The organism is Martinezella sp. CNPSo 3795 (assembly GCF_057784475.1).
This window is the reverse complement of the sequence record NZ_JBXSOQ010000011.1, coordinates 69,242-90,661: the sequence shown is the minus strand read 5'-3', so window position 1 is coordinate 90,661 and position 21,420 is coordinate 69,242. Positions and strand designations below refer to the sequence as shown.

Genomic DNA, 21,420 nt, shown 5'->3' with positions numbered 1-21,420 from the left:
CAGATGCGCCGAGTTGGCGAATCCTCCGGCCGCAATCGGACCGAACGGCTGAACCGGCAACCGCAGGCACAGCCGCGCCAGGTGACGCGCTTCGAGGATCTGCCGGAATACAAGCGCGTCGCAACGCAGCGCATTGCGGGGGAGTTGCTTGGCGTTGCCAATCCCTTCTACCGATCGCATGATGCCGCTGCGGGCGCGACGACGCGCATCGGCGGGCGCGAGTTCGTCAATTTTGCTTCTTATGACTATCTGGCGACCAATACCGATCCGCATGTCGCCGCACGTGCGAAAGAAGCGATCGACCGCTTCGGAATTTCGGCGTCGGCAAGTCGCCTCGTGGCAGGAGAGCGACCTGGTCACGTCGAGCTCGAGCGCAGGCTCGCCGCAGTCTATGGCGTCGATGCCGCCGTCTGCTTCGTCAGCGGCTACCTGACCAATGTTGCCGCAATCGGCTGCCTGATGGGGCCGCAGGATCTCGTGATCCACGACGAATTCATTCATAACAGTGCGCTTGCCGGCATCAAGCTTTCCGGCGCGGCACGCCGGCTGTTTCAGCATAATGATGTCGAGAATCTCGAAAATATCCTGAAGACGCTCTCATCGGATTTTCGGCGCATCCTCGTTATCGTCGAAGGCATCTATTCGATGGATGGCGATATCGCCGATCTCCCGGCCCTGCTGGAATTGAGGGCGCGCTACGGTTTTTGGCTGATGGTCGACGAAGCGCATGCGCTTGGCATTCTTGGCAAGACGGGCCGCGGCACGTTCGAGCATTTCGATCTCGATCCGCGTGATGTCGATATCTGGATGGGCACGCTGTCGAAGACGACCTCCAGCTGTGGCGGCTATATTGCCGGCAGCAGCGCACTTGCCGATATTCTAAAAGCGGAAGCCGGCGGTTTCGTTTACAGCGTCGGTCTCTCACCGGTTCTCGCCGCCGCCGCCATTGCTGGCCTCGATATCCTCAAATCCGAACCGGAGCGAACCGAACGCCTCAGGCGTAACGGCCATCTTTTTCTCGAAGAAGCAGAGGCGGCGGGTCTCGATACCGGCCTCAGCATGGGCCATTCGGTGGTGCCCGTGATCGTCGGCGATTCGCTTCGTGCGGCGCAGCTTTCGAATGACCTGCTCGCCGAAGGCATCAATGTGCTGCCTATCATTCATCCGGCGGTGCCGGAAGGCATGGCGCGGCTGCGCTTCTTTATCACCTGCAATCACACCGAGGAACAGATCCGGCGGGCGGTCGCGCTCACGGCCGAAAAACTCAAGAGTTTGGAGGACCGCAATTTCGGTCTTGCCTCGCTGGATATGGACAAGATGATGCAGCTGCTGCCCCTGGCTCAGGCTCCAGGCGGCTCATAAGTTCGGGGCGGTCGTCTCATGCACGTTATCGTCACGGGAGGTTCAAGCGGAATTGGTCTGGCGGTAGCGAAGCTTTATGCGGCCAGGGGCGCTCGAGTTTCGCTTCTTGCCCGCGATGTGGGGCGGCTCGAAGCGGCGCGCGCCGAAATCGCAGCGCTTCCCGGCGTCGACGGCGCCTTCATCCGGGCGGCTTCCGCTGATGTGGCCTCGGCCGAACAGACTGCGGAGGCGGTAAAGCTTTGCGAGGCGTCCCTTGGTCCGTGTGATATCCTCATAACTTCTGCGGGCATCGTCGAGCCTCGCGCCTTCGATGCAATGCCGGCATCGGTTTTCGATGAGCAGATATCCATCAATGTCGTCGGGACGGCCAATGCGGTTCGCGCTGTTTATAAAGGCATGAAGAGCCGGCGCGGCGGCCGGATCATGATGATCTCTTCGGGCGCTGCCTTGATCGGTATCTTCGGCTACACCGCCTATTGCGCATCCAAATCTGCGTTGGAGGGTTTTGCCGAAGCTTTGAGTGCCGAGGCTGGTGCTTCGGGCGTAAAGATTTCGATCTGCTTTCCGCCCGATACGATGACGCCGCAATATCGCCGGGAAATCTCGCTCAGGCCTCGCGAGGCGGAGGTGGTGATGGGGGCCGTCAAACCGTGGAGCGCGGAGGCGGTCGCGGCAAAAATCGTCCACGGGCTGGATCGTGGCAAGCAGAGAATCCATTTCGGATTTTCGCTGACGGCGCTTGCATTTTTCGGACCATTGATAAAACCGCCGCTGCTATGGTGGTTTTCGCGCACGACGCGAAAAATATTTGGTGGGGAGGGGGCGCGCGGTCTTGCCGATACCGCCGAGCAACGCTTTGATAGTGATAAGTAATACGAAACAACTACCGGTGTTGCGCTGTCGGTGAAACACGTGCAAGAGAAGGTAAGTCAGGGAATTGGCGGCCCGTTCCTCGCGGATATGAGAATGTCATAGAGGCGGCGGGCATTTGGATGGCGCAATCTTGAAGCTTCATGATTTTCCAGTTCTTTTGACGCTCGCCTGCTTCGCGTTTTCCTGCGTCATCGTCCTGCTGACTGATCCTTTCGCAATGCCGGCTGCCGTCACCGCCGAGAATCGCCCGAAAAGAAGCTGGCGGCGGGTAGCCTGCGACTGGGCGGCGAGGATTCCGGTTATCATATTGATCTATGTCGCCTTCTTCGCCATTTCGTGGCGCCCGCTCTACAGCACGCAGGCTGTCATCAGCTTCTTCGTCATCTTCACGGGCATATCGAGGGCGAAGTTCGAGTTTATCCGTGAGCCTCTGGTTTTTTCGGACATCGCGCTCGTCGTAGATGTCTTCAAATACAAGGAGATCTTCTACGCGACTTCGCTGAACATCGTCTTCTGGATCATCGCCTTCGCTTATGTTTTCGGCCTCAGCGGCCTCTACATGTATCTCGAGCCGTCGGTTTTGCCTTCGTCGAACCAATTGCTGTGGGTCCTGTTGATGTTGGTGGTCGCCTTCGCGCCATGGCTCGCGCTGTTCAGCAGGGTCGTCAGCGAACCGGTCTGCCGTTTCACACAGAAGTTTCTCGGCAGGGTTGATGTGAAGATCGATACAGTGCGGTTTGGCACATTCGCTTCCGTCGTCTTTCATTTCGTCATCTGGGTTGGTGTCCGGCGCGAGGCGATCGTCTCGGAATTGTCCGGGCGCTTCATGTCGGCGCTTCAGGAGCTTTGGGACCATGGTGAAGACGAACCGCTCATCGTCGTCTGGCAATCCGAATCCTTCATCGACCTCAGACATTTTGGCGTCGACAATATCAAGCTTCCCAATCTCGACCGCCTGCGTGAGCAGGCCGCGCAATGGGGCCGCATGACCAGCGTCTTCGAGGGTGGTTATACGCTGCGAACCGAATTTGCCGTCCTGAGCGGGCTACTGCCCGAAAATGTGCATATCGATGCCAGCTACCCCTATCTGCGCGCCAGCCACTATAAGGATGTGGTCTGGCCGGCGCGGCTGAAGAAGGCGGGCTGGAAGACGCAGTTCATCCATCCCTACGACAAGACATTCTTCCTTCGCCACAAGGCATTGCCGCAGCTCGGCTTCGACCGGATGATGATGCTGGACGAGTTTGATCACAATCCGGAACGCGATGGACCCTATGTCAGCGATCTCTCGCTGACCAAGAGTGTGATTCGGACGATCGACGACGATGGCGTGGGCAAGAATTTCCTCTTTGTCGCATCCATGGCGAACCATGGCCCCTGGGAGCCGGGCCGCTGCGGCGACCTCGTCAATCCGGTGGATATCTATGGCGAGCTCCTGATGCGCGCCGATCATGCACTCGGCAATCTCGCCCATCACCTCGACAGGCTGGATCGCCCGGTCTGGCTGCTCTTCTATGGTGATCATGCGCCCTTGCTGAAAGCCTTTGCCGATCCTTTCCCCGATCCGCGCACCGATTACGTCATCGTTCCGTTAGGCCGCGCGCGCGCCCATTCGCAAAGGCCGCAGCCATCGCAGGAAGAGGCGCCCTGGAATCTGATCGGCACATTGCTGCACTATGCCGGACTTGCCACCGAGGTCGCGGAATGATGCCCAGTGGGGAAGGGGTCACGCGCCCGCGCGTCTTCCTCTTCCTGCAGGGCCCATCCTCGCCTTTGTTCGTCGAGACTGCCAGGATATTGGAAAAGGCTGGCGGCCGCTGCATCCGCATCAACTTGAATGCCGGGGATTGGATTTCTTGGCGCTGCCGCGGCGCTTCCAATTATCGCGGCGATTTTGCCGGATGGCGCGCCTATGTCAGGCAGCGATTCGAGGCCGAGAACGTCACCGACCTGATCCTGCACGGCGAGGAGCGCCCCTACCATAAGGTTGCCATCGAGGAGGCGCGGCGTGCCGGCGTCACCGTCAATGTCGTCGAGATGGGATATTTGCGGCCTGACTGGGTGACGCTCGAGCGAGATGGCCTCTCCTCCAATTCGCACTTTCCGGCCGATCCTGCCCATATATTGAAAGCAGCGTCCAAGCTGCCGGAGCCGGATTGGAAACGCCGCTACAATCAAACTTTCCTGGCGGAAGCCCTTTACGATCTCGCCTATTATCTCCCGACCGTCTTTCTGTGGTTCCTCTATCCAGGCTATCGGCGGCACGGGCTCTACCATCCTCTAATGGAATACGCCGGCTGGCTGAGGAAACTTTCTTTCAGGGGCAGGAGGGCGCGAGAGGCAGAGGGTGTGATCAAGGATCTGATTGCCGCCGGCAAGCGCTTCTTCGTCTATCCGCTGCAGCTTCAGACCGATTTTCAGTTGCGAGCGCACTCGCCCTTCCATCAGCAGCAGGATGCTATCCGGTTGATTCTTCGTTCCTTCGCGAAGAATGCGGCATCCGACGCGCATCTCGTCCTCAAGCTGCATCCGCTCGATCACGGGCTGGTGGATTGGCGCGCCTATGTCGACCGCATCGGCGCCTCATGCGGATTGTCGGCGCGCATTCATCTGATCGATGGTGGCAATCTCGATCGGTTGATTGCCGCCAGCCAGGGCATGGTGACGGTCAACTCGACGGCGGCGCTTTCCGCGCTGCAGGTTGGGAAGCCGGTCAAAGCGCTGGGAGCGGCGATCTACGATATCGATGGTTTGAGCGATCAAGGTAGCCTGGATCGATTCTGGTGGGAGCCGATCCCGCCGTCGCCGGAGCTATGCAGCGCATTTTTTCGCCTGCTGGCCGCGACGGTACAGGTACGCGGCAACTTTTGCTCGCGCGAGGGCGCGCGCGCCGCCGCCGCGCAGATCGCGGGGAGACTGCTGTCGCGGACGGTCAACCTGCCGGATGCCTACATCGAGCCGCCGCCAAGGCAGCGGCCGATAAAATTTCATGTGCCGTAATGAAGGTGCAATGGGATGGAAGAGGAATAGTTGCCCCTGCGAGGGTCTTCAGGCTGAAATTGACAACGAGGCCACTTACATGTGGACTGATATAGAACTCAGCGCAGCGATTCGACACTGGGAATGAATGTGGATAACGGTTTGCCGGGAGCAAACGCCATGGATGACAGCAAGATGGAACGATTCATGTTGAAGGAGCTGCTTGTTATCATAGCAGCCCTTGTGCTTGTTTCCGTCGTGCTTCTGGCCGTCATCATTCTCGGCAACTACTGAGCCACAGGTGTCGGGCGGACAAAGGCGCTCATCGTGATTGCTGCCTACAACCGCCGATCATTCAAACTAACAATCAAATATGTGGAGAATGGTGGGCGATGAGAGACTCGAACTCCCGACATCCTCGGTGTAAACGAGGCGCTCTACCAACTGAGCTAATCGCCCTTCTGCGAAGCGGGTCGTTGGCCCGCCGCGTTCGGTGGCCGTGATCTATGCGGAACGGCGACAAACCGCAAGAGTGTTTGTGAAGATTTTTTGATTTTTTTGAATTTTACACTCTCCGGCCGTCGTCATCCACATGAGCAGATGTGAGGCTTGCTGGATTGCTCCTGTGCATATCAGGCGCGAATGAAATGCGTGGGGCGGGAACCTGCCATGTTAAATCGCCGGAACGGAAAGTTGCGGGCGAGCTTGTCCAAAACAATTCGCACTCTGTCATCGATTTGTATTCAAACCTGCTTGACACCCAAACACGAACCCCGTAGTTAGCCGCTCATCGAACGGCGAGGGCCGCTTTGATGGGTGCGGAAGCATCTGGAATGCTTGAAATGAAATGCGGGTGTAGCTCAGTCGGTTAGAGTGCCGGCCTGTCACGCCGGAGGTCGCGGGTTCGAGCCCCGTCACTCGCGCCATTTCAAGGCAAATTTCGGATCTGCACCGGCTGAAAGGCCAAACAATGCGCGGGTGTAGCTCAGTCGGTTAGAGTGCCGGCCTGTCACGCCGGAGGTCGCGGGTTCGAGCCCCGTCACTCGCGCCATTCTCTCCAAGCCATTACAATCAAACATCAATTTATTGCGATTGCGAAGAAGCCTTTTCGCGCCAGCGCTGATTTGTCGCGTTGCCGTCGCAACACATTGATATCTACCGCTCGATAGTACCCTAACAGACAGATTCAAAAGGCTTGCGCGCGCGCTCCGCCTGCGCTAACCACGGCTCTGTTGCAACGCTCTTTCGCTTGCTGGGCATTTGCTCAGATGCGCCGCCCCGGCGCTGATCGCAAGCAGGGATGGACATGATGACTGGACTGCTCAGTTCCTATATTCCGATAGCGATTTTCATTGGTATTGCCGTGGTAATCGGCCTGGCGCTGTTGATCACGCCGTTCGCCGTCGCCTTCAAGGCGCCCGACTCGGAAAAGCTGTCGGCTTACGAATGCGGCTTCAATGCATTCGATGACGCCCGCATGAAGTTCGATATCCGCTTCTATCTCGTATCGATTCTCTTCATCATCTTCGATCTGGAAGTCGCCTTCCTTTTCCCGTGGGCCGTATCCTTCGGCGCCATCGGCTGGTTCGGGTTCTGGTCGATGATGGTGTTCCTCGCGGTGCTGACCATCGGCTTTATCTATGAATGGAAGAAGGGAGCCCTGGAATGGGAGTAGCCCCAAGCAACACGACGCTCGTGGCGCCACAGCCGAAGGGGATCATCGATCCCGCAACCGGCCGGCCGGTCGGCAGCAACGATCCGTTCTTCGGCGAAATCAACAACGAGCTCGCCGACAAGGGTTTTCTGGTCACCTCCACCGATGAGCTGATCAACTGGGCCCGTACCGGTTCCTTGATGTGGATGACTTTCGGACTTGCCTGCTGCGCTGTCGAGATGATGCAGGTTTCCATGCCGCGTTATGACGTGGAGCGCTTCGGTTTTGCGCCGCGCGCGTCGCCGCGCCAGTCCGACGTCATGATCGTCGCCGGCACGCTCACCAACAAGATGGCGCCCGCGCTTCGCAAGGTTTATGACCAGATGCCTGAGCCGCGTTACGTCATTTCGATGGGTTCCTGCGCCAACGGCGGCGGCTACTATCACTATTCCTATTCCGTCGTTCGCGGATGCGACCGTGTCGTTCCGATCGACATCTATATTCCGGGCTGTCCTCCCACGGCGGAGGCACTGCTTTACGGCGTGCTTCTGCTGCAGAAGAAGATCCGGCGCACTGGCACGATCGAACGGTAAGGCAGGGGACAAGGTACTATGAGTGAAGCCCTGAACGAACTCGCCGCCTACCTCACGGAAGTTCGCAGCGCCCTGATTTCCTCGAGCGAGATCAAGTACGGCGAGCTGAACGTGACGACGACGACCGAAAACGTTATCGCCCTGCTGACCTTTCTGCGTGACGACGCCAAGTGCGGTTTCGTCAACATGACGGATATTTGCGGCGTCGACTGGCCGCAGCGCGCCGAGCGTTTTGACGTGGTATACCATCTGCTGTCGCCCAAGAAGAACCTGCGCATTCGCGTCAAGGTTCCCGTCGGCGAAGATCAGCCCGTTCCCTCCGCTTGCGGCGTCTATCCCGGTGCCGATTGGTTCGAGCGTGAAACCTGGGACATGTACGGCGTTCTCTTCACCGGCCACCCGGATCTGCGCCGCCTGCTGACGGATTATGGTTTCGAAGGCCATCCGCTGCGCAAGGACTTCCCGACGACCGGTTTCGTCGAGGTTCGTTATGACGACGCCGCCAAGCGCGTTGTCTACGAGCCGGTAGAGCTGAAGCAGGAATTCCGCAACTTCGACTTTTTGTCTCCATGGGAGGGCACCGATTATGTGCTGCCCGGCGACGAGAAGGCGAAGGCATAATTTGATGGCGTGTGGCGGGCTTTCCAGCCTGCCATCCTCTGACATTCTGAAAACGCGAGCATCGCCGCCATGACAGAACATAACGTTCGCAACTTCAACATCAATTTCGGCCCGCAGCACCCGGCTGCGCACGGCGTTTTGCGTCTTGTCCTCGAACTGGACGGCGAAATTGTGGAACGCGTCGATCCGCATATCGGCCTGCTGCATCGCGGCACTGAAAAGCTGATCGAATCGAAGACCTATCTTCAGGCTGTTCCTTATTTCGACCGCCTCGACTACGTGGCGCCGATGAACCAGGAACACGCCTATGCGCTGGCCGTCGAAAAGCTGCTCGGCATCGATATTCCGATCCGCGGTCAGCTGATCCGCGTGCTCTATTCGGAAATCGGCCGTATCCTGTCGCATCTCCTCAACGTCACGACGCAAGCCATGGACGTCGGCGCGCTGACGCCGCCGCTCTGGGGCTTCGAAGAGCGCGAAAAGCTGATGGTGTTCTATGAGCGTGCCTCCGGCTCGCGCATGCACGCAGCGTACGTCCGTCCGGGTGGCGTTCACCAGGATCTTCCCGAAAAGCTCGTGCAGGATATTGGCGACTGGTGCGATCCCTTCCTGAAGGCGCTCGACGATATCGACGATCTCCTGACCGGTAACCGTATCTTCAAGCAGCGTAACGTCGATATCGGCGTAGTCTCGCTGGAAGACTGTTGGGCCTGGGGCTTCTCCGGCGTCATGGTCCGCGGCTCGGGTGCTGCTTGGGACTTGCGCAAGGCACAGCCTTACGAATGCTACGCCGATCTCGAATTCGACATTCCGATCGGCAAGAACGGCGACTGCTACGACCGTTACCTCATCCGCATGATCGAAATGCGCGAAGCCGTCCGCATCATGAAGCAGTGTGTCAATCGCCTGCTGGGTGATGCCAAGACCGGACCGGTTTCGTCGCTCGATGGTAAGGTCGTTCCGCCGAAGCGCGGCGAGATGAAGCGCTCGATGGAAGCGCTGATCCACCACTTCAAGCTTTACACCGAAGGCTATCACGTGCCCGCCGGCGAGGTTTATGCGGCTGTCGAAGCGCCGAAGGGCGAATTCGGCGTCTATCTCGTCTCGGACGGTTCCAACAAGCCGTATCGCTGCAAGATCCGTGCGCCGGGCTATGCGCATCTGCAGGCCATGGACTTCATGTGCCGCGGCCACCAGCTCGCCGACGTCGCGGCCGTGCTCGGCTCGCTCGATATCGTATTCGGTGAGGTGGATCGTTGATGCGAGCCTGGCAGGTCTTCATTCCAGCGCTTCTCGTCGCCTGCGGTGCTTCGGCACAGCAGACCGGCAAGACGCAGGGCCTGCCGAGCATCAACCTGCAGAATTCGAATTCGATCAATTCGAATTCTGCGAAAAGTGGAAGCGAGGTTACGTCGAGCGGAGATTCGACCATGGGTGACCTCCTTTCCCGCGGTTACGAGATCAAGGCCGCTGTGCCGAATGGCGGTAAGTTTGTTGTGTTTATGCAGAAAGACCAGTCGGCCTATGCCTGCGAATTCTCGTCTCTGACGAATACGCGGTGTGGGTCCTTAAACTGAGATAAGGCGTGAAAGATGTCCGTTCGTCGACTAGCCGAAGATCAATTCCAGCCTGCCGCCTTCGCTTTCAATGCGGAGAATGCGGTCTGGGCTGAAAAGACGATTCAGAAATATCCTGATGGTCGTCAGCAATCCGCGATCATCCCGCTGATGATGCGTGCGCAGGAGCAGGAAGGCTGGGTCACCAAGGCGGCTATCGAAACGATCGCCGACATGCTCGACATGGCCTATATCCGCGCGCTCGAAGTCGCGACTTTTTATACGCAGTTCCAGCTGCACCCGGTCGGTACGCGCGCCCACGTTCAGGTCTGCGGCACCACGCCCTGCATGCTGCGCGGCGCCGAGGGGCTGATCAAGGTCTGCAAGAGCCGGATCAACGATCACGCTTTCGAGCGCAATGCCGACGGCACGCTCTCGTGGGAAGAGGTCGAATGTCAGGGCGCCTGCGTCAACGCACCGATGGTGGTGATCGGCAAGGATACCTATGAGGATCTGACGCCGGCACGTCTCGAAGAAATCATCGATGCATTCGCCGCAGGCAAGGGCCATGAGATTCAGACCGGCCCGCAGATCGATCGCGTTTTCTCCGCTCCGGAAGGCGGCTTGACGTCGCTGCTTTCGGATGAGGCGAAGGCAAAGAGTGTCGCAAGCAAGACGGCCAAGGCCACTGCTGACGCCGTATCGATCCCGCCGTCGGAAGCCGGCCGTGCAAAAAGCACGGATGCCGAAACCAATCCCAGCCTGAAGACGCCGGCGACGGCGCCGAAGGAAGCAGCCAAGAATGCCAAAGCGGCCGAAACGCAGCCGCTTTCGGGCACTGCAGCCGCGGAACCCGCTGCCGGAAAGCCGTCGCTCGACGACAAAAATCGTCCCGCCGGTGTCGAAAGACCCGCGCAGCCGGACAATCTGCAGCTCATTTCAGGCGTTGGCCCGAAGATCGAAGGGACCTTGCATGAGCTCGGTATCTTCACCTTCACGCAGATTGCCAGTTGGAATGAGGCCGAGCGTCATTGGGTCGACGGCTATCTGAATTTCAAGGGCCGGATCGAGCGCGACGACTGGGTCAGGCAGGCTGAGGCACTCGCTAAGGGTGGCGAAGCGGAATATATCAAGGTCTTCGGCAAGAAGCCGCGGTAAGAGGTGAAGCATGTTACAGGATCAGGATCGCATCTTTACCAATATCTACGGCCTTAAGGACAAATCCCTGAAGGGCGCGATGTCGCGCGGCCATTGGGACGGCACGAAGCAAATCCTCGAAAAAGGCCGTGACTGGATCATCAACGAGATGAAGGCTTCCGGCCTTCGCGGCCGCGGGGGTGCAGGCTTCCCGACAGGTCTCAAGTGGTCCTTCATGCCGAAGGAAAGCGACGGGCGCCCGCATTATCTCGTCGTTAACGCCGACGAGTCCGAACCTGGCACCTGCAAGGACCGTGACATCATGCGCCACGATCCGCATACGCTGATCGAAGGCTGCGTCATCGCCGGCTTCGCCATGGGCGCGAATACTGCCTATATCTATGTGCGCGGCGAATACATGCGCGAGCGCGAAGCTCTGCAGGCTGCCATCGACGAGTGCTACGATGCCGGATTGCTGGGCAAAAACAACAAGCTCGGCTGGGATTTTGATGTTTTCGTTCATCACGGCGCCGGCGCTTACATCTGTGGCGAGGAAACCGCGCTGCTGGAAAGCCTGGAAGGCAAGAAGGGCCAGCCGCGCCTGAAGCCGCCATTCCCGGCCAATATGGGTCTCTACGGTTGCCCCACGACGGTCAACAATGTCGAGTCGATCGCCGTAGCACCGACGATCCTGCGCCGCGGCGCCGGCTGGTTCTCCTCCTTCGGCCGCCCCAACAATGTCGGCACGAAGCTTTTCATGATCTCGGGCCACGTCAACCGTCCCTGCACGGTCGAAGAAACCATGGGCATCACCTTCCGCGAGCTGGTAGACAAGCATGCAGGCGGCGTCCGTGGCGGCTGGGACAACCTGCTTGCCGTCATCCCCGGCGGCGCATCGTGCCCGGTCGTTCCGGCTGCCGATATTATCGACTGCCCGATGGATTTCGACGGCCTGCGCGAAGTTAAGTCGTCCTTTGGCACGGCCGCGGCGATTGTCATGGACAAGTCGACCGACATCATCAAGGCGATTGCCCGCATCTCGGCCTTCTTCAAGCATGAAAGCTGCGGCCAGTGCACGCCGTGCCGCGAAGGTACGGGCTGGATGTGGCGCGTTCTTGAGCGTATGGCTCGCGGCAACGCCCAGAAGCGTGAGATCGACATGCTGTTCCAGGTGACGAAACAGATCGAAGGTCATACCATCTGTGCGCTCGGTGACGCAGCCGCATGGCCGGTTCAGGGCCTGATCCGCAATTTTCGTCCCGAGATCGAAAAGCGCATCGACCAGTACACCGCCAACGCGACGAGCCACGGCGCGGTTCTGGAAGCAGCCGAATAAGGATCGAAGATGGCGAAGACCAACGATATCAGGCAGGACAGCGGAGCGACCGATCGTGCATCGGCCGATCTCGGCCGCGCCGCTGCCGATATATTTGGGAATGAGCCGATCATGCCGATCCATCCGCTGATGGCCCATCCGGCCGCGGCCATTGCCGCTGCGACCGCAATCGGTTTCGGCTTTACCTCGCAACTGGCCGGCGCATTTCTTGGCGCTTTCCAGGGTGCCGTTGAAGCGACCACCAAATTGGCCGAAGCCCTGGAAGACGAAAAGCACCAGGCTGAAGCCGCTGCGAAGCCGACTGCTGCGAATGGCGGGGCAGGGGACGCAAAGCCTGTAAAGGCAGCGCCCGTTGTCAAGACGGCTGCGCCGAAGCCAGTCGCACCGAAGCCGGCTGCTGCCAGGCAGAAGGCGGTTGGCTTAAAGAAGGCTGAGCCGAAGCCTGTAGTTCCCGCGCCCAAGGCCGCGACGACAACTGCAAAGAAGACGGCGAAGGCTGAAGCCGCTTCACCGGTTGCCGCAAAGGCGGCTCCCGCGCGCGGCCGCAAGGCAGCCGAGAAAGCTGACGACCTGAAGCGGATTTCCGGTGTCGGTCCGAAGCTGGAGCAGGTGCTGAACGGACGTGGCATCAAGCGATTTGCCGATATTGCCGCCTGGAGCGATGCAGATATCGAGCGGATCGACACGGAGCTTGGCTTCGACGGCCGCATCCGGCGCGACGACTGGGTTGGCCAGGCGAAGGCGCTGCTGCCGAAGGGCCGGAGCTGAGATTTTTCCTCGGCTGGATCGCCGCCGGGGAGGGTGAATGAACGCGGGTGAGATCATTGCGGAGATGTCTGCAATGTTTCGGTCGCAAAGCTGGTCTTGCGGGGACAAGATTCAGCAAAGCTTATTGTGAGCAAGCCGGTGCTATCAGGCGTTTCAGCCGCCCCGATGGCAACCCGGTTTGCGATCATGAAATTGTCTGCGGCCAGGTTGGGCTGGAGACGTGACATAGGACTGAGTGGACGATGGCTAAACTGAAGATTGACGGTAAAGAGATCGAAGTTCCGGATCACTACACGCTTATCCAGGCGTGCGAGGAAGCCGGCGCCGAAGTCCCGCGCTTCTGCTTCCATGAACGACTGTCGGTGGCCGGCAATTGCCGCATGTGCCTCGTCGAGGTGAAGGGTGGCCCGCCGAAGCCGCAGGCATCCTGCGCCATGGGCGTGCGCGATATTCGCGGTGGCCCGAACGGCGAGCTTCCGGAAGTCTTCACCAACACGCCGATGGTCAAGAAGGCCCGCGAAGGCGTGATGGAATTCCTGCTGATCAACCACCCACTGGATTGCCCGATCTGCGACCAGGGCGGCGAATGCGACCTGCAGGACCAGGCCATGGCCTTCGGTATCGACTCCTCGCGCTATCAGGAAGACAAGCGCGCGGTCGAAGACAAGTATATCGGCCCGCTCGTCAAGACCGTGATGAACCGCTGCATTCACTGCACGCGTTGCGTCCGCTTCACGACGGAAGTTGCCGGTATCTCCGAGCTTGGTCTGATCGGCCGCGGTGAAGATGCTGAAATCACCACCTATCTCGAGCAGGCGATGACCTCCGAGCTGCAGGGCAACGTCGTTGACCTTTGCCCGGTCGGCGCTCTGACCTCCAAGCCTTTCGCATTCACGGCTCGTCCGTGGGAACTGAACAAGACCGAATCGATCGACGTCATGGACGCTCTCGGCTCGGCGATCCGCGTCGATACCCGCGGCCGTGAAGTCATGCGCGTTCTGCCGAGGGTCAACGAGCAGATCAACGAAGAGTGGATCTCCGACAAGACCCGCTTCATCTGGGACGGCCTGAAGACGCAGCGCCTCGACAAGCCCTATGTCCGCAAGGACGGCCGCCTGCAGCCGGCGACCTGGAGCGACGCTTTCGCCGCCATCAAGTCGGCGGTTTCCGCTACCAGCGGCGACAAGATCGGTGCAATCGCCGGCGATCTCGCTTCGGTCGAGGAAATGTACGCTCTCGGCGAGCTGCTGAAGTCGCTGGGATCGGAAAATCTCGACTGTCGCCAGGACGGGACGGCGCTAGATCCGTCGCTTGGCCGTGCAAGCTACATCTTCAACCCGAGCATCCAGGGTATCGAAGCCGCTGACGCGCTGCTGATCGTGGGCGCCAATCCGCGCTTCGAAGCGGCCGTGCTGAATTCGCGCATCCGCAAGCGCTGGCGCCGCGGCAAGTTCCCGATCGGCGTGATCGGTGAAGCTGCAGATCTTCGCTACTCCTATGATTATCTCGGCGCAGGCCCGGACACGCTGGCCGATCTCGTCAGTGGCTCGCACAGCTTCGCCGACGTCCTGAAGAACGCTCAGAAGCCGATGATCATCATCGGCCAGGGCGCTCTCATCCGTGAAGATGGTGCCGAGGTTCTGGCAAATGCCGCCAAACTCGCTGCCGCCGTTGGCGTCGTCAAGGAAGACTGGAACGGTTTTGCCGTGCTGCACACGGCAGCTGCGCGCGTCGGCGGCCTTGATCTCGGCTTCGTGCCGGGCGCAAAGGGCGTCAATGCCGCCACCATGCTGTCGTCGATGGACGTCCTCTTCCTGCTGGGCGCCGATGAACTCGACTTCAGCCGCAAGGGCGCGAAGTTCACGGTCTATATCGGCTCGCATGGTGATAACGGCGCTCAGAACGCCGATATCATCCTTCCGGCGGCCGCCTATACCGAAAAGTCGGGTACCTGGGTCAACACCGAAGGCCGCGTCCAGATGGGCAACCGTGCCGGTTTCGCACCGGGCGACGCCCGCGAGGACTGGGCGATCATCCGTGCTCTTTCCGACGTGCTCGGCAAGAAGCTTCCCTTTGATTCGCTGAGGGAATTGCGCGCCAAGCTCTATGCAGCCTTCCCGCATTTCGCCGGGATTGACGAGATTGCCGAAGGCGATAGCGCCCAAATTGCCGCACTTGCGAAAAAAGCCGACACGATGGGCAAATCGGCATTTGCTTCGCCGATCAAAGACTTCTATTTGACGAACCCGATAACGCGCGCGTCGGCTGTCATGGCCGAATGCTCGGCATTGGCCCGCAACAATTTCCGCGTTGCGGCAGAGTAAGGGCAGAGGACTATGGATTCATTCGTTTCGACCTATCTCTGGCCGGCGCTGATCATGATCGGCCAGTCCCTGCTGCTCCTGGTCTGCCTGCTGATCTTCATCGCCTACATTCTGCTTGCCGACCGCAAGATCTGGGCAGCCGTCCAGCTGCGCCGCGGCCCGAACGTCGTCGGCCCCTTCGGCCTGTTCCAGTCCTTCGCTGACTTGCTGAAGTTCATGTTCAAGGAGCCGATCATCCCCGCCGGCGCCAACAAGACCGTGTTCCTGCTGGCTCCGCTGGTTTCCGTGGTGCTGGCGCTGTCGACCTGGGCCGTCGTGCCTGTTGCGCAGAACTGGGTCGTCGCCGATATCAACGTCGGCATCCTCTACATTCTGGCGATCTCGTCGCTTGAAGTTTACGGCATCATCATGGGCGGCTGGGCTTCGAACTCGAAGTATCCGTTCCTCGGCGCGCTCCGTTCGGCGGCGCAGATGGTGTCCTATGAAGTCTCGATCGGTCTCGTCATCGTCACCGTTCTGCTCTGCGTCGGTTCGCTGAACCTGACGGATATCGTGCTGTCGCAGCAGACCGGCCTCGGCACCAAGCTCGGCCTGCCGGCCTCGTTCCTCGACTGGCACTGGCTGTCGCTCTTCCCGATGTTCATCGTGTTCTTCATTTCGGCGCTCGCTGAAACGAACCGTCCGCCTTTCGACCTTCCGGAAGCGGAATCGGAGCTGGTTGCCGGCTTCATGGTCGAATACGGCTCTTCGCCCTACATGATGTTCATGCTCGGCGAATATGCCGCCGTCGTCCTGATGTGCTCGCTGACGACGATCCTATTCCTCGGCGGTTGGCTGCCCCCGGTCGATATCTGGATCCTGAACTGGGTTCCGGGCATCATCTGGTTCCTGCTGAAGTCGTGCTTTGTGTTCTTCATGTTCGCGATGGTGAAGGCCTTCGTGCCGCGCTACCGCTATGACCAGCTCATGCGCCTTGGCTGGAAGGTTTTCCTGCCGCTGTCGCTCGCCATGGTCGTTATCGTTGCATTCGTGCTGAAGCTGACGGGATGGGCATGATGATGTCGATCCTCGCTTCAAGCAGATTTGGAGGTTGAAGATGGCCGGAATTTCCAACGCCGTCAGCTCGCTGTTCCTCAAGGAATTTGTCGGCGCATTCTTTTTGTCGATGCGTTACTTCTTCAAGCAGAAGGCAACGATCAACTACCCCTTCGAAAAGGGGCCGGTCAGCCCGCGCTTCCGCGGCGAACATGCGCTGCGCCGCTATCCCAACGGCGAAGAGCGCTGCATCGCCTGCAAGCTCTGCGAAGCCATCTGTCCTGCCCAGGCCATCACCATCGAGGCCGGGCCGCGCCGCAACGACGGCACCCGCCGCACGGTGCGTTACGACATCGACATGGTGAAGTGCATCTATTGCGGCTTCTGCCAGGAAGCCTGCCCGGTCGACGCCATCGTCGAAGGGCCGAACTTCGAATTCGCCACCGAGACCCGCGAAGAGCTCTATTTCGACAAGGCGCGGCTTTTGGACAATGGCGACCGCTGGGAACGCGAAATCGCGCGCAACATCGCGATGGATTCGCCATACCGCTGAGCGGAATTCTGAATATGTCGCGACGGGCGGCCGATTGTCGCCGTCGCGGTTGAATCTAGACCGGAGTTTTGTCGGACCTGTCGTCCGGCCGAGCTCCATCGGGCAGGGAAACTCCCGGCTGCCCGGGGGAAGACGAAAAAGGCACCAACATGGGTCTGCAGGCTCTTTTTTTCTATATCTTCGCCTTTGTCGCTGTGGCGTCGGCGTTCATGGTCATCTCGGCGCGGAATCCGGTCCATTCGGTCCTGTTCCTCATCCTGGTTTTCTTCAACGCGGCCGGCCTCTTCCTCTTGATGGGGGCTGAGTTCCTGGCGATGATCCTGCTGGTCGTTTATGTCGGCGCCGTGGCGGTTCTCTTCCTCTTCGTCGTCATGATGCTCGATATCGACTTCTCCGAGCTCAGGGCCGGCATTCTGGAATACGCACCGATCGGCGCGCTGATCGGCGTTATCCTGGCGGCCGAACTGATCGTCGTCATCGGCGGCAGCGTCATCTCGCCGACCGTTGCCAAGACCGTCGCCATGCCGATCCCGGCTCTGACGCAGCGGACGAACACCGCCGCCCTCGGCGACGTGCTCTATACCAATTACGTTTATTTCTTCGAGATCGCTGGCCTCGTTCTGCTGGTCGCGATGATCGGCGCAATCGTGCTGACGCTGAAGCATCGCACGCACATCAAGCGCCAGAACATTTCCCAACAGGTCGCCCGCACGCCCGCGACCGCCGTCGAGGTGGTCAAGGTCAAGCCGGGGCAGGGCGTCTGAGGCGAGGCACGAGGATCAAAGGAACAAGAACATGGTCATCGGACTTTCCCATTACCTCACGGTCAGCGCCATCCTCTTCGTGCTCGGCGTCTTCGGTATCTTTCTGAACCGCAAGAATGTCATCATCATCCTGATGTCGGTCGAACTCATATTGCTCGCCGTCAACATCAACATGGTCGCCTTCTCGTCGTTCCTCAACGACATCGTCGGCCAGGTTTTCGCTCTATTCATTTTGACCGTCGCTGCGGCTGAAGCTGCAATCGGTCTTGCAATTCTCGTCGTCTTCTACCGTAACCGCGGCTCGATCGCGGTCGAAGACGTCAACGTGATGAAGGGCTGATAAAGCTATGTTCTTATATAAGGCTATCGTCTTTCTTCCCCTGATTGGTGCTGTTATCGCCGGCCTTTTCGGCCGCGCGATCGGCGCCAAGGCTTCGGAATATGTTACCACCGGCTTGATGATCATCGCGGCCGTCCTTTCATGGATCGTCTTCTTTACGGTGGCGCTTGGCCATACTGATGGCCCGATCAAGGTCGAAATCCTGCGCTGGATCCAGTCCGGCGGCATCGACGTTTCCTGGGCGCTGCGCGTCGACACATTGACCTCGGTGATGCTGATCGTCGTGAACTCGGTTTCGACCCTGGTTCACGTCTATTCGATCGGATACATGCATCACGATCCGCATCGTCCGCGCTTCTTCGCCTATCTCTCGCTCTTCACCTTCGCCATGCTGATGCTGGTGACATCCGACAACCTCGCCCAGATGTTCTTCGGCTGGGAAGGCGTCGGTCTCGCCTCCTATCTGCTGATCGGCTTCTGGTTCAAGAAGCCGTCCGCTTCGGCCGCTGCGATGAAGGCCTTCATCGTCAACCGCGTTGGCGACTTCGGCTTCGTTCTCGGCATCGCAGGCGTCTTCGTCCTCTTCGGCTCGATCAATTTCGATGTGATTTTCGGCAATGCCCAGAGCTTCGCTTCCGGGCAGGGCGGCCAGCCGACCGATATCGTGCTCAATTTTCTCGGCATGCATCTCGATCGCGGCCACGCACTGACAGCCGTCTGCCTGCTGCTCTTCATGGGCGCAATGGGTAAATCGGCGCAGTTCCTGCTGCACACCTGGCTGCCGGACGCCATGGAAGGCCCGACGCCGGTTTCGGCGCTCATCCATGCGGCAACCATGGTCACCGCAGGCGTCTTCCTCGTCGCCCGCATGTCGCCGATCTTCGAACTGTCGCCGGATGCGCTGACCTTCGTTACCGTCATCGGCGCGATCACGGCCTTCTTCGCCGCGACCGTCGGCCTCGTGCAGAACGACATCAAGCGTGTCATCGCTTACTCGACCTGTTCGCAGCTCGGCTACATGTTCGTAGCCCTCGGCGTCGGCGCTTACGGTGCTGCGATCTTCCATCTCTTCACCCACGCCTTCTTCAAGGCTCTGCTCTTCCTCTGCGCCGGTTCGGTCATTCACGCCGTTGACGGTGAGCAGGACATGCGCCATATGGGTGGCCTGCGCCCGCATATTCAGAAGACCTTCTGGATGATGATCATCGGCACGCTGGCGATCACCGGCGTCGGCATTCCGCTGACCCATATCGGTTTCGCCGGCTTCCTGTCGAAGGATGCGATCATCCTGGCAGCCTTCGCCTCGCACAACGCAGCCGCCGGCTTCGCCTTCACGCTGCTGGTCATCGCCGCGATGTTTACCAGCTTCTATTCCTGGCGCCTGATCTTCATGACCTTCTTCGGCAAGCCGCGCGCTTCGCACGAGGTCATGCACCACGTGCATGAATCGCCGAATGTCATGCTGATCCCGCTTTACCTGCTGGCGATCGGCGCCGTTGCTGCGGGCATGTATTTCAACGCCGATTTCGTCGGCCACGCCTACGAGGAGTTCTGGAAGCATGCGCTGTTCACGCTCCCGGACAACAAGATCCTCGAGGAAATGGAACATGCGCCTGTCTGGGTTGAGCTCAGCCCCTTCATCGCCATGCTCCTCGGCCTCGTCACCGCCTGGTACTTCTACATCCGGTCGCCGGAAACGCCGCGCCGCCTCGCTCAGCAGCAGCGCGTCCTCTACGAGTTCCTGCTGAACAAGTGGTACTTCGACGAACTCTATGACTTCCTCTTCGTCCGCTCCGCCAAGGCGCTTGGCCGCTTCCTCTGGAAGAAGGGCGACATCGGGGTCATCGACACCATCGGCCCGAACGGCATTGCCGCCCGCGTCGTCGATGTTACCAACCGCGTCGTGCGCCTGCAGACCGGCTACCTCTATCACTATGCCTTCGCGATGCTGCTCGGTATCGCGGCCCTCGTTACCTGGATGATGCTCGGGAGTTCCCTCTGATGACCGATTGGCCCATTCTTTCAACGGTCACCTTCCTGCCGCTGGTCGGCGTTCTCCTTCTGCTGTTCACGCAGGAGAACGGCGCCAACGGCCGCCGGAATGTCCTGAACATTTCGCTGGCGACGACTATCGTCACTTTCATCGTGTCGCTCTTCATCTGGATTTGGTTCGACAACGCCAATCCTGGCTTCCAGCTCGTCGAAAAGCATGAATGGCTGACGAGTGGCATCAGCTATCACATGGGCGTCGACGGCATCTCCATGCTGTTCGTCATTCTGTCGACCTTCCTGATGCCCTTCTGCGTGCTGGCAAGCTGGCTCTCGGTCGAAAAGCGCCTGAAGGACTACATGATCGCCTTCCTCGTCCTCGAGACGATGATGGTCGGCGTGTTCGTGTCGCTTGACATCGTGCTGTTCTACGTCTTCTTCGAAGCCGGCCTCATCCCGATGTTCCTGATCATCGGCGTCTGGGGCGGCAAGGACCGCGTCTACGCCAGCTACAAGTTCTTCCTCTACACGCTGCTCGGCTCCGTGCTGATGCTGCTCGCCATCATGGCGATGTACTGGCAGGCTGGTACGACCGACATCCCGACGCTGCTCGCTTACAAGTTCCCGCCGCAGCTGCAGACCTGGCTATGGCTCGCCTTCTTCGCCTCCTTCGCCGTGAAGATGCCGATGTGGCCGGTTCACACCTGGCTTCCGGATGCACACGTTCAGGCGCCGACGGCAGGCTCGGTCATCCTGGCAGGCGTTCTCCTGAAGCTCGGCGGCTACGGCCTCATCCGCTTCTCGCTCGGCATGTTCCCGAACGCCTCGGAATATTTCGCTCCGCTCGTCTTCGCACTCTCGGTCATCGCCATCATCTACACCTCGCTGGTGGCGATGATGCAGGACGACATCAAGAAACTGATCGCCTATTCGTCGGTCGCCCACATGGGCTACGTGACGATGGGTATCTTCGCGGCCAACCAGCAGGGCGTCCAGGGTGCGATCTTCCAGATGCTGTCGCACGGCATCGTCTCGGGGGCGCTCTTCCTCTGCGTCGGCGTGATCTATGACCGCACCCACACCCGCGAGATCGCGGCTTACGGCGGCTTGGTCAACAACATGCCGAAATATGCCGTCGCCATGATGGTCTTCACCATGGCCAATGTCGGTCTGCCCGGCACCTCCGGCTTCATCGGCGAATTCCTGACCCTGATCGGCGTCTTCCGCGCCAATACGTGGGTTGCGCTCTTTGCCGCGACCGGTGTGATCCTGTCGGCGGCTTACGCGCTCTGGCTCTACCGCCGCGTGATTTTCGGCGCGCTGGATAAGGAAAACCTGAAGAAGCTTTTGGATTTGTCGCCGCGTGAACAGCTGATCCTCTATCCGCTGATCGCTTTGACGATCCTCTTCGGCGTCTATCCGGCTCCGATCTTCGATGCCACGGCGGCATCGGTGGATCTGCTGGTGAACAATTATACCGCTGCCCTGCACGCTGCGCAGAATGTTGCGCTGTCGATGAATTGATGACGGGACCTA

At 59.6% G+C, this 21,420-nt stretch carries 19 protein-coding genes and 3 tRNA genes; 21 read left to right on the top strand and 1 reads right to left on the bottom strand.

What is annotated here, in order from left to right; genetic code table 11:
- Positions 1–3 precede the first annotated feature (3 nt).
- From AC13QY_RS25265 to AC13QY_RS25250, 4 genes are all read left to right on the top strand, one after another.
- Entirely contained in the window at positions 4–1,362 is a 1,359-nt protein-coding gene (locus AC13QY_RS25265; RefSeq protein ID WP_246661783.1) for an aminotransferase class I/II-fold pyridoxal phosphate-dependent enzyme, read from the top strand.
- Between the two features lie 18 nt (positions 1,363–1,380).
- Positions 1,381–2,235 (top strand): SDR family oxidoreductase, encoded by an 855-nt coding sequence (locus AC13QY_RS25260; protein ID WP_113390762.1) that lies wholly within the window; start codon positions 1,381–1,383, stop codon positions 2,233–2,235.
- 130 nt (positions 2,236–2,365) lie between these two features.
- Positions 2,366–3,943 carry an LTA synthase family protein gene (locus AC13QY_RS25255; RefSeq protein WP_113390770.1) on the top strand — a complete coding sequence of 526 codons (1,578 nt, stop codon included), beginning with the start codon at positions 2,366–2,368 and terminating at the stop codon, positions 3,941–3,943.
- Positions 3,940–5,235: a capsule polysaccharide biogenesis protein gene (locus AC13QY_RS25250; protein ID WP_113390763.1), complete on the top strand. Its 1,296-nt coding sequence runs from the start codon at positions 3,940–3,942 to the stop codon at positions 5,233–5,235. The genes AC13QY_RS25255 and AC13QY_RS25250 overlap by 4 nt, the downstream gene beginning before the upstream one ends.
- Positions 5,236–5,597: 362 nt before the next feature.
- Here the strand turns inward: AC13QY_RS25250 and AC13QY_RS25245 are convergent.
- Positions 5,598–5,673: transfer RNA gene (locus tag AC13QY_RS25245), tRNA-Val, on the bottom strand.
- Positions 5,674–6,063: 390 nt separating this feature from the next.
- Between AC13QY_RS25245 and AC13QY_RS25240 the strand changes: the two genes are divergently transcribed.
- From AC13QY_RS25240 to AC13QY_RS25160, 17 genes are all read left to right on the top strand, one after another.
- Positions 6,064–6,140 (top strand) — tRNA-Asp (locus tag AC13QY_RS25240).
- Between the two features lie 48 nt (positions 6,141–6,188).
- Positions 6,189–6,265: transfer RNA gene (locus AC13QY_RS25235), tRNA-Asp, on the top strand.
- 258 nt (positions 6,266–6,523) lie between these two features.
- A complete protein-coding gene (locus AC13QY_RS25230; protein ID WP_028754004.1) occupies positions 6,524–6,889 on the top strand; it encodes an NADH-quinone oxidoreductase subunit A in 366 nt (121 codons plus the stop codon).
- On the top strand, positions 6,880–7,461 hold the full coding sequence (locus AC13QY_RS25225; RefSeq protein ID WP_015339504.1) for a NuoB/complex I 20 kDa subunit family protein: 582 nt from the start codon (positions 6,880–6,882) through the stop codon (positions 7,459–7,461). Before AC13QY_RS25230 ends, AC13QY_RS25225 begins: the two co-directional genes overlap by 10 nt.
- An 18-nt stretch (positions 7,462–7,479) precedes the next feature.
- Positions 7,480–8,082 carry an NADH-quinone oxidoreductase subunit C gene (locus AC13QY_RS25220; protein ID WP_069614978.1) on the top strand — a complete coding sequence of 201 codons (603 nt, stop codon included), beginning with the start codon at positions 7,480–7,482 and terminating at the stop codon, positions 8,080–8,082.
- A 69-nt stretch (positions 8,083–8,151) separates the two neighbouring features.
- On the top strand, positions 8,152–9,342 hold the full coding sequence (locus AC13QY_RS25215; protein ID WP_113328981.1) for an NADH-quinone oxidoreductase subunit D: 1,191 nt from the start codon (positions 8,152–8,154) through the stop codon (positions 9,340–9,342).
- Positions 9,342–9,659 carry a hypothetical protein gene (locus AC13QY_RS25210; protein WP_152096412.1) on the top strand — a complete coding sequence of 106 codons (318 nt, stop codon included), beginning with the start codon at positions 9,342–9,344 and terminating at the stop codon, positions 9,657–9,659. The genes AC13QY_RS25215 and AC13QY_RS25210 overlap by 1 nt, the downstream gene beginning before the upstream one ends.
- A 15-nt stretch (positions 9,660–9,674) precedes the next feature.
- The gene (locus AC13QY_RS25205) at positions 9,675–10,796 is read left to right on the top strand and encodes an NADH-quinone oxidoreductase subunit E (protein WP_113328979.1); all 1,122 of its coding nucleotides are present in this window, start codon (positions 9,675–9,677) and stop codon (positions 10,794–10,796) included.
- A 10-nt stretch (positions 10,797–10,806) separates the two neighbouring features.
- A complete protein-coding gene (nuoF, locus tag AC13QY_RS25200) occupies positions 10,807–12,111 on the top strand; it encodes an NADH-quinone oxidoreductase subunit NuoF (protein WP_069614974.1) in 1,305 nt (434 codons plus the stop codon).
- A 9-nt stretch (positions 12,112–12,120) separates the two neighbouring features.
- Complete coding sequence (locus AC13QY_RS25195; RefSeq protein ID WP_113351574.1) at positions 12,121–12,879, top strand: NADH-quinone oxidoreductase subunit E; 759 nt, start codon at positions 12,121–12,123, stop codon at positions 12,877–12,879.
- A 242-nt stretch (positions 12,880–13,121) separates the two neighbouring features.
- Complete coding sequence (nuoG, locus tag AC13QY_RS25190; RefSeq protein WP_113351573.1) at positions 13,122–15,203, top strand: NADH-quinone oxidoreductase subunit NuoG; 2,082 nt, start codon at positions 13,122–13,124, stop codon at positions 15,201–15,203.
- Positions 15,204–15,215: 12 nt separating this feature from the next.
- Complete coding sequence (gene nuoH / locus AC13QY_RS25185) at positions 15,216–16,259, top strand: NADH-quinone oxidoreductase subunit NuoH (RefSeq protein ID WP_047627053.1); 1,044 nt, start codon at positions 15,216–15,218, stop codon at positions 16,257–16,259.
- Between the two features lie 40 nt (positions 16,260–16,299).
- Complete coding sequence (gene nuoI / locus AC13QY_RS25180) at positions 16,300–16,791, top strand: NADH-quinone oxidoreductase subunit NuoI (protein ID WP_112511122.1); 492 nt, start codon at positions 16,300–16,302, stop codon at positions 16,789–16,791.
- Positions 16,792–16,940: 149 nt separating this feature from the next.
- Positions 16,941–17,555, top strand: coding sequence for an NADH-quinone oxidoreductase subunit J (locus AC13QY_RS25175; RefSeq protein ID WP_069614970.1), 615 nt, complete (start codon positions 16,941–16,943; stop codon positions 17,553–17,555).
- A gap of 31 nt (positions 17,556–17,586) precedes the next feature.
- Positions 17,587–17,895: an NADH-quinone oxidoreductase subunit NuoK gene (gene nuoK, locus AC13QY_RS25170; protein WP_007689961.1), complete on the top strand. Its 309-nt coding sequence runs from the start codon at positions 17,587–17,589 to the stop codon at positions 17,893–17,895.
- A 7-nt stretch (positions 17,896–17,902) separates the two neighbouring features.
- On the top strand, positions 17,903–19,897 hold the full coding sequence (gene nuoL, locus AC13QY_RS25165; RefSeq protein WP_488487292.1) for an NADH-quinone oxidoreductase subunit L: 1,995 nt from the start codon (positions 17,903–17,905) through the stop codon (positions 19,895–19,897).
- On the top strand, positions 19,897–21,408 hold the full coding sequence (locus AC13QY_RS25160; RefSeq protein ID WP_488487291.1) for an NADH-quinone oxidoreductase subunit M: 1,512 nt from the start codon (positions 19,897–19,899) through the stop codon (positions 21,406–21,408). Before nuoL ends, AC13QY_RS25160 begins: the two co-directional genes overlap by 1 nt.
- The last annotated feature ends 12 nt before the right edge of the window (positions 21,409–21,420 follow it).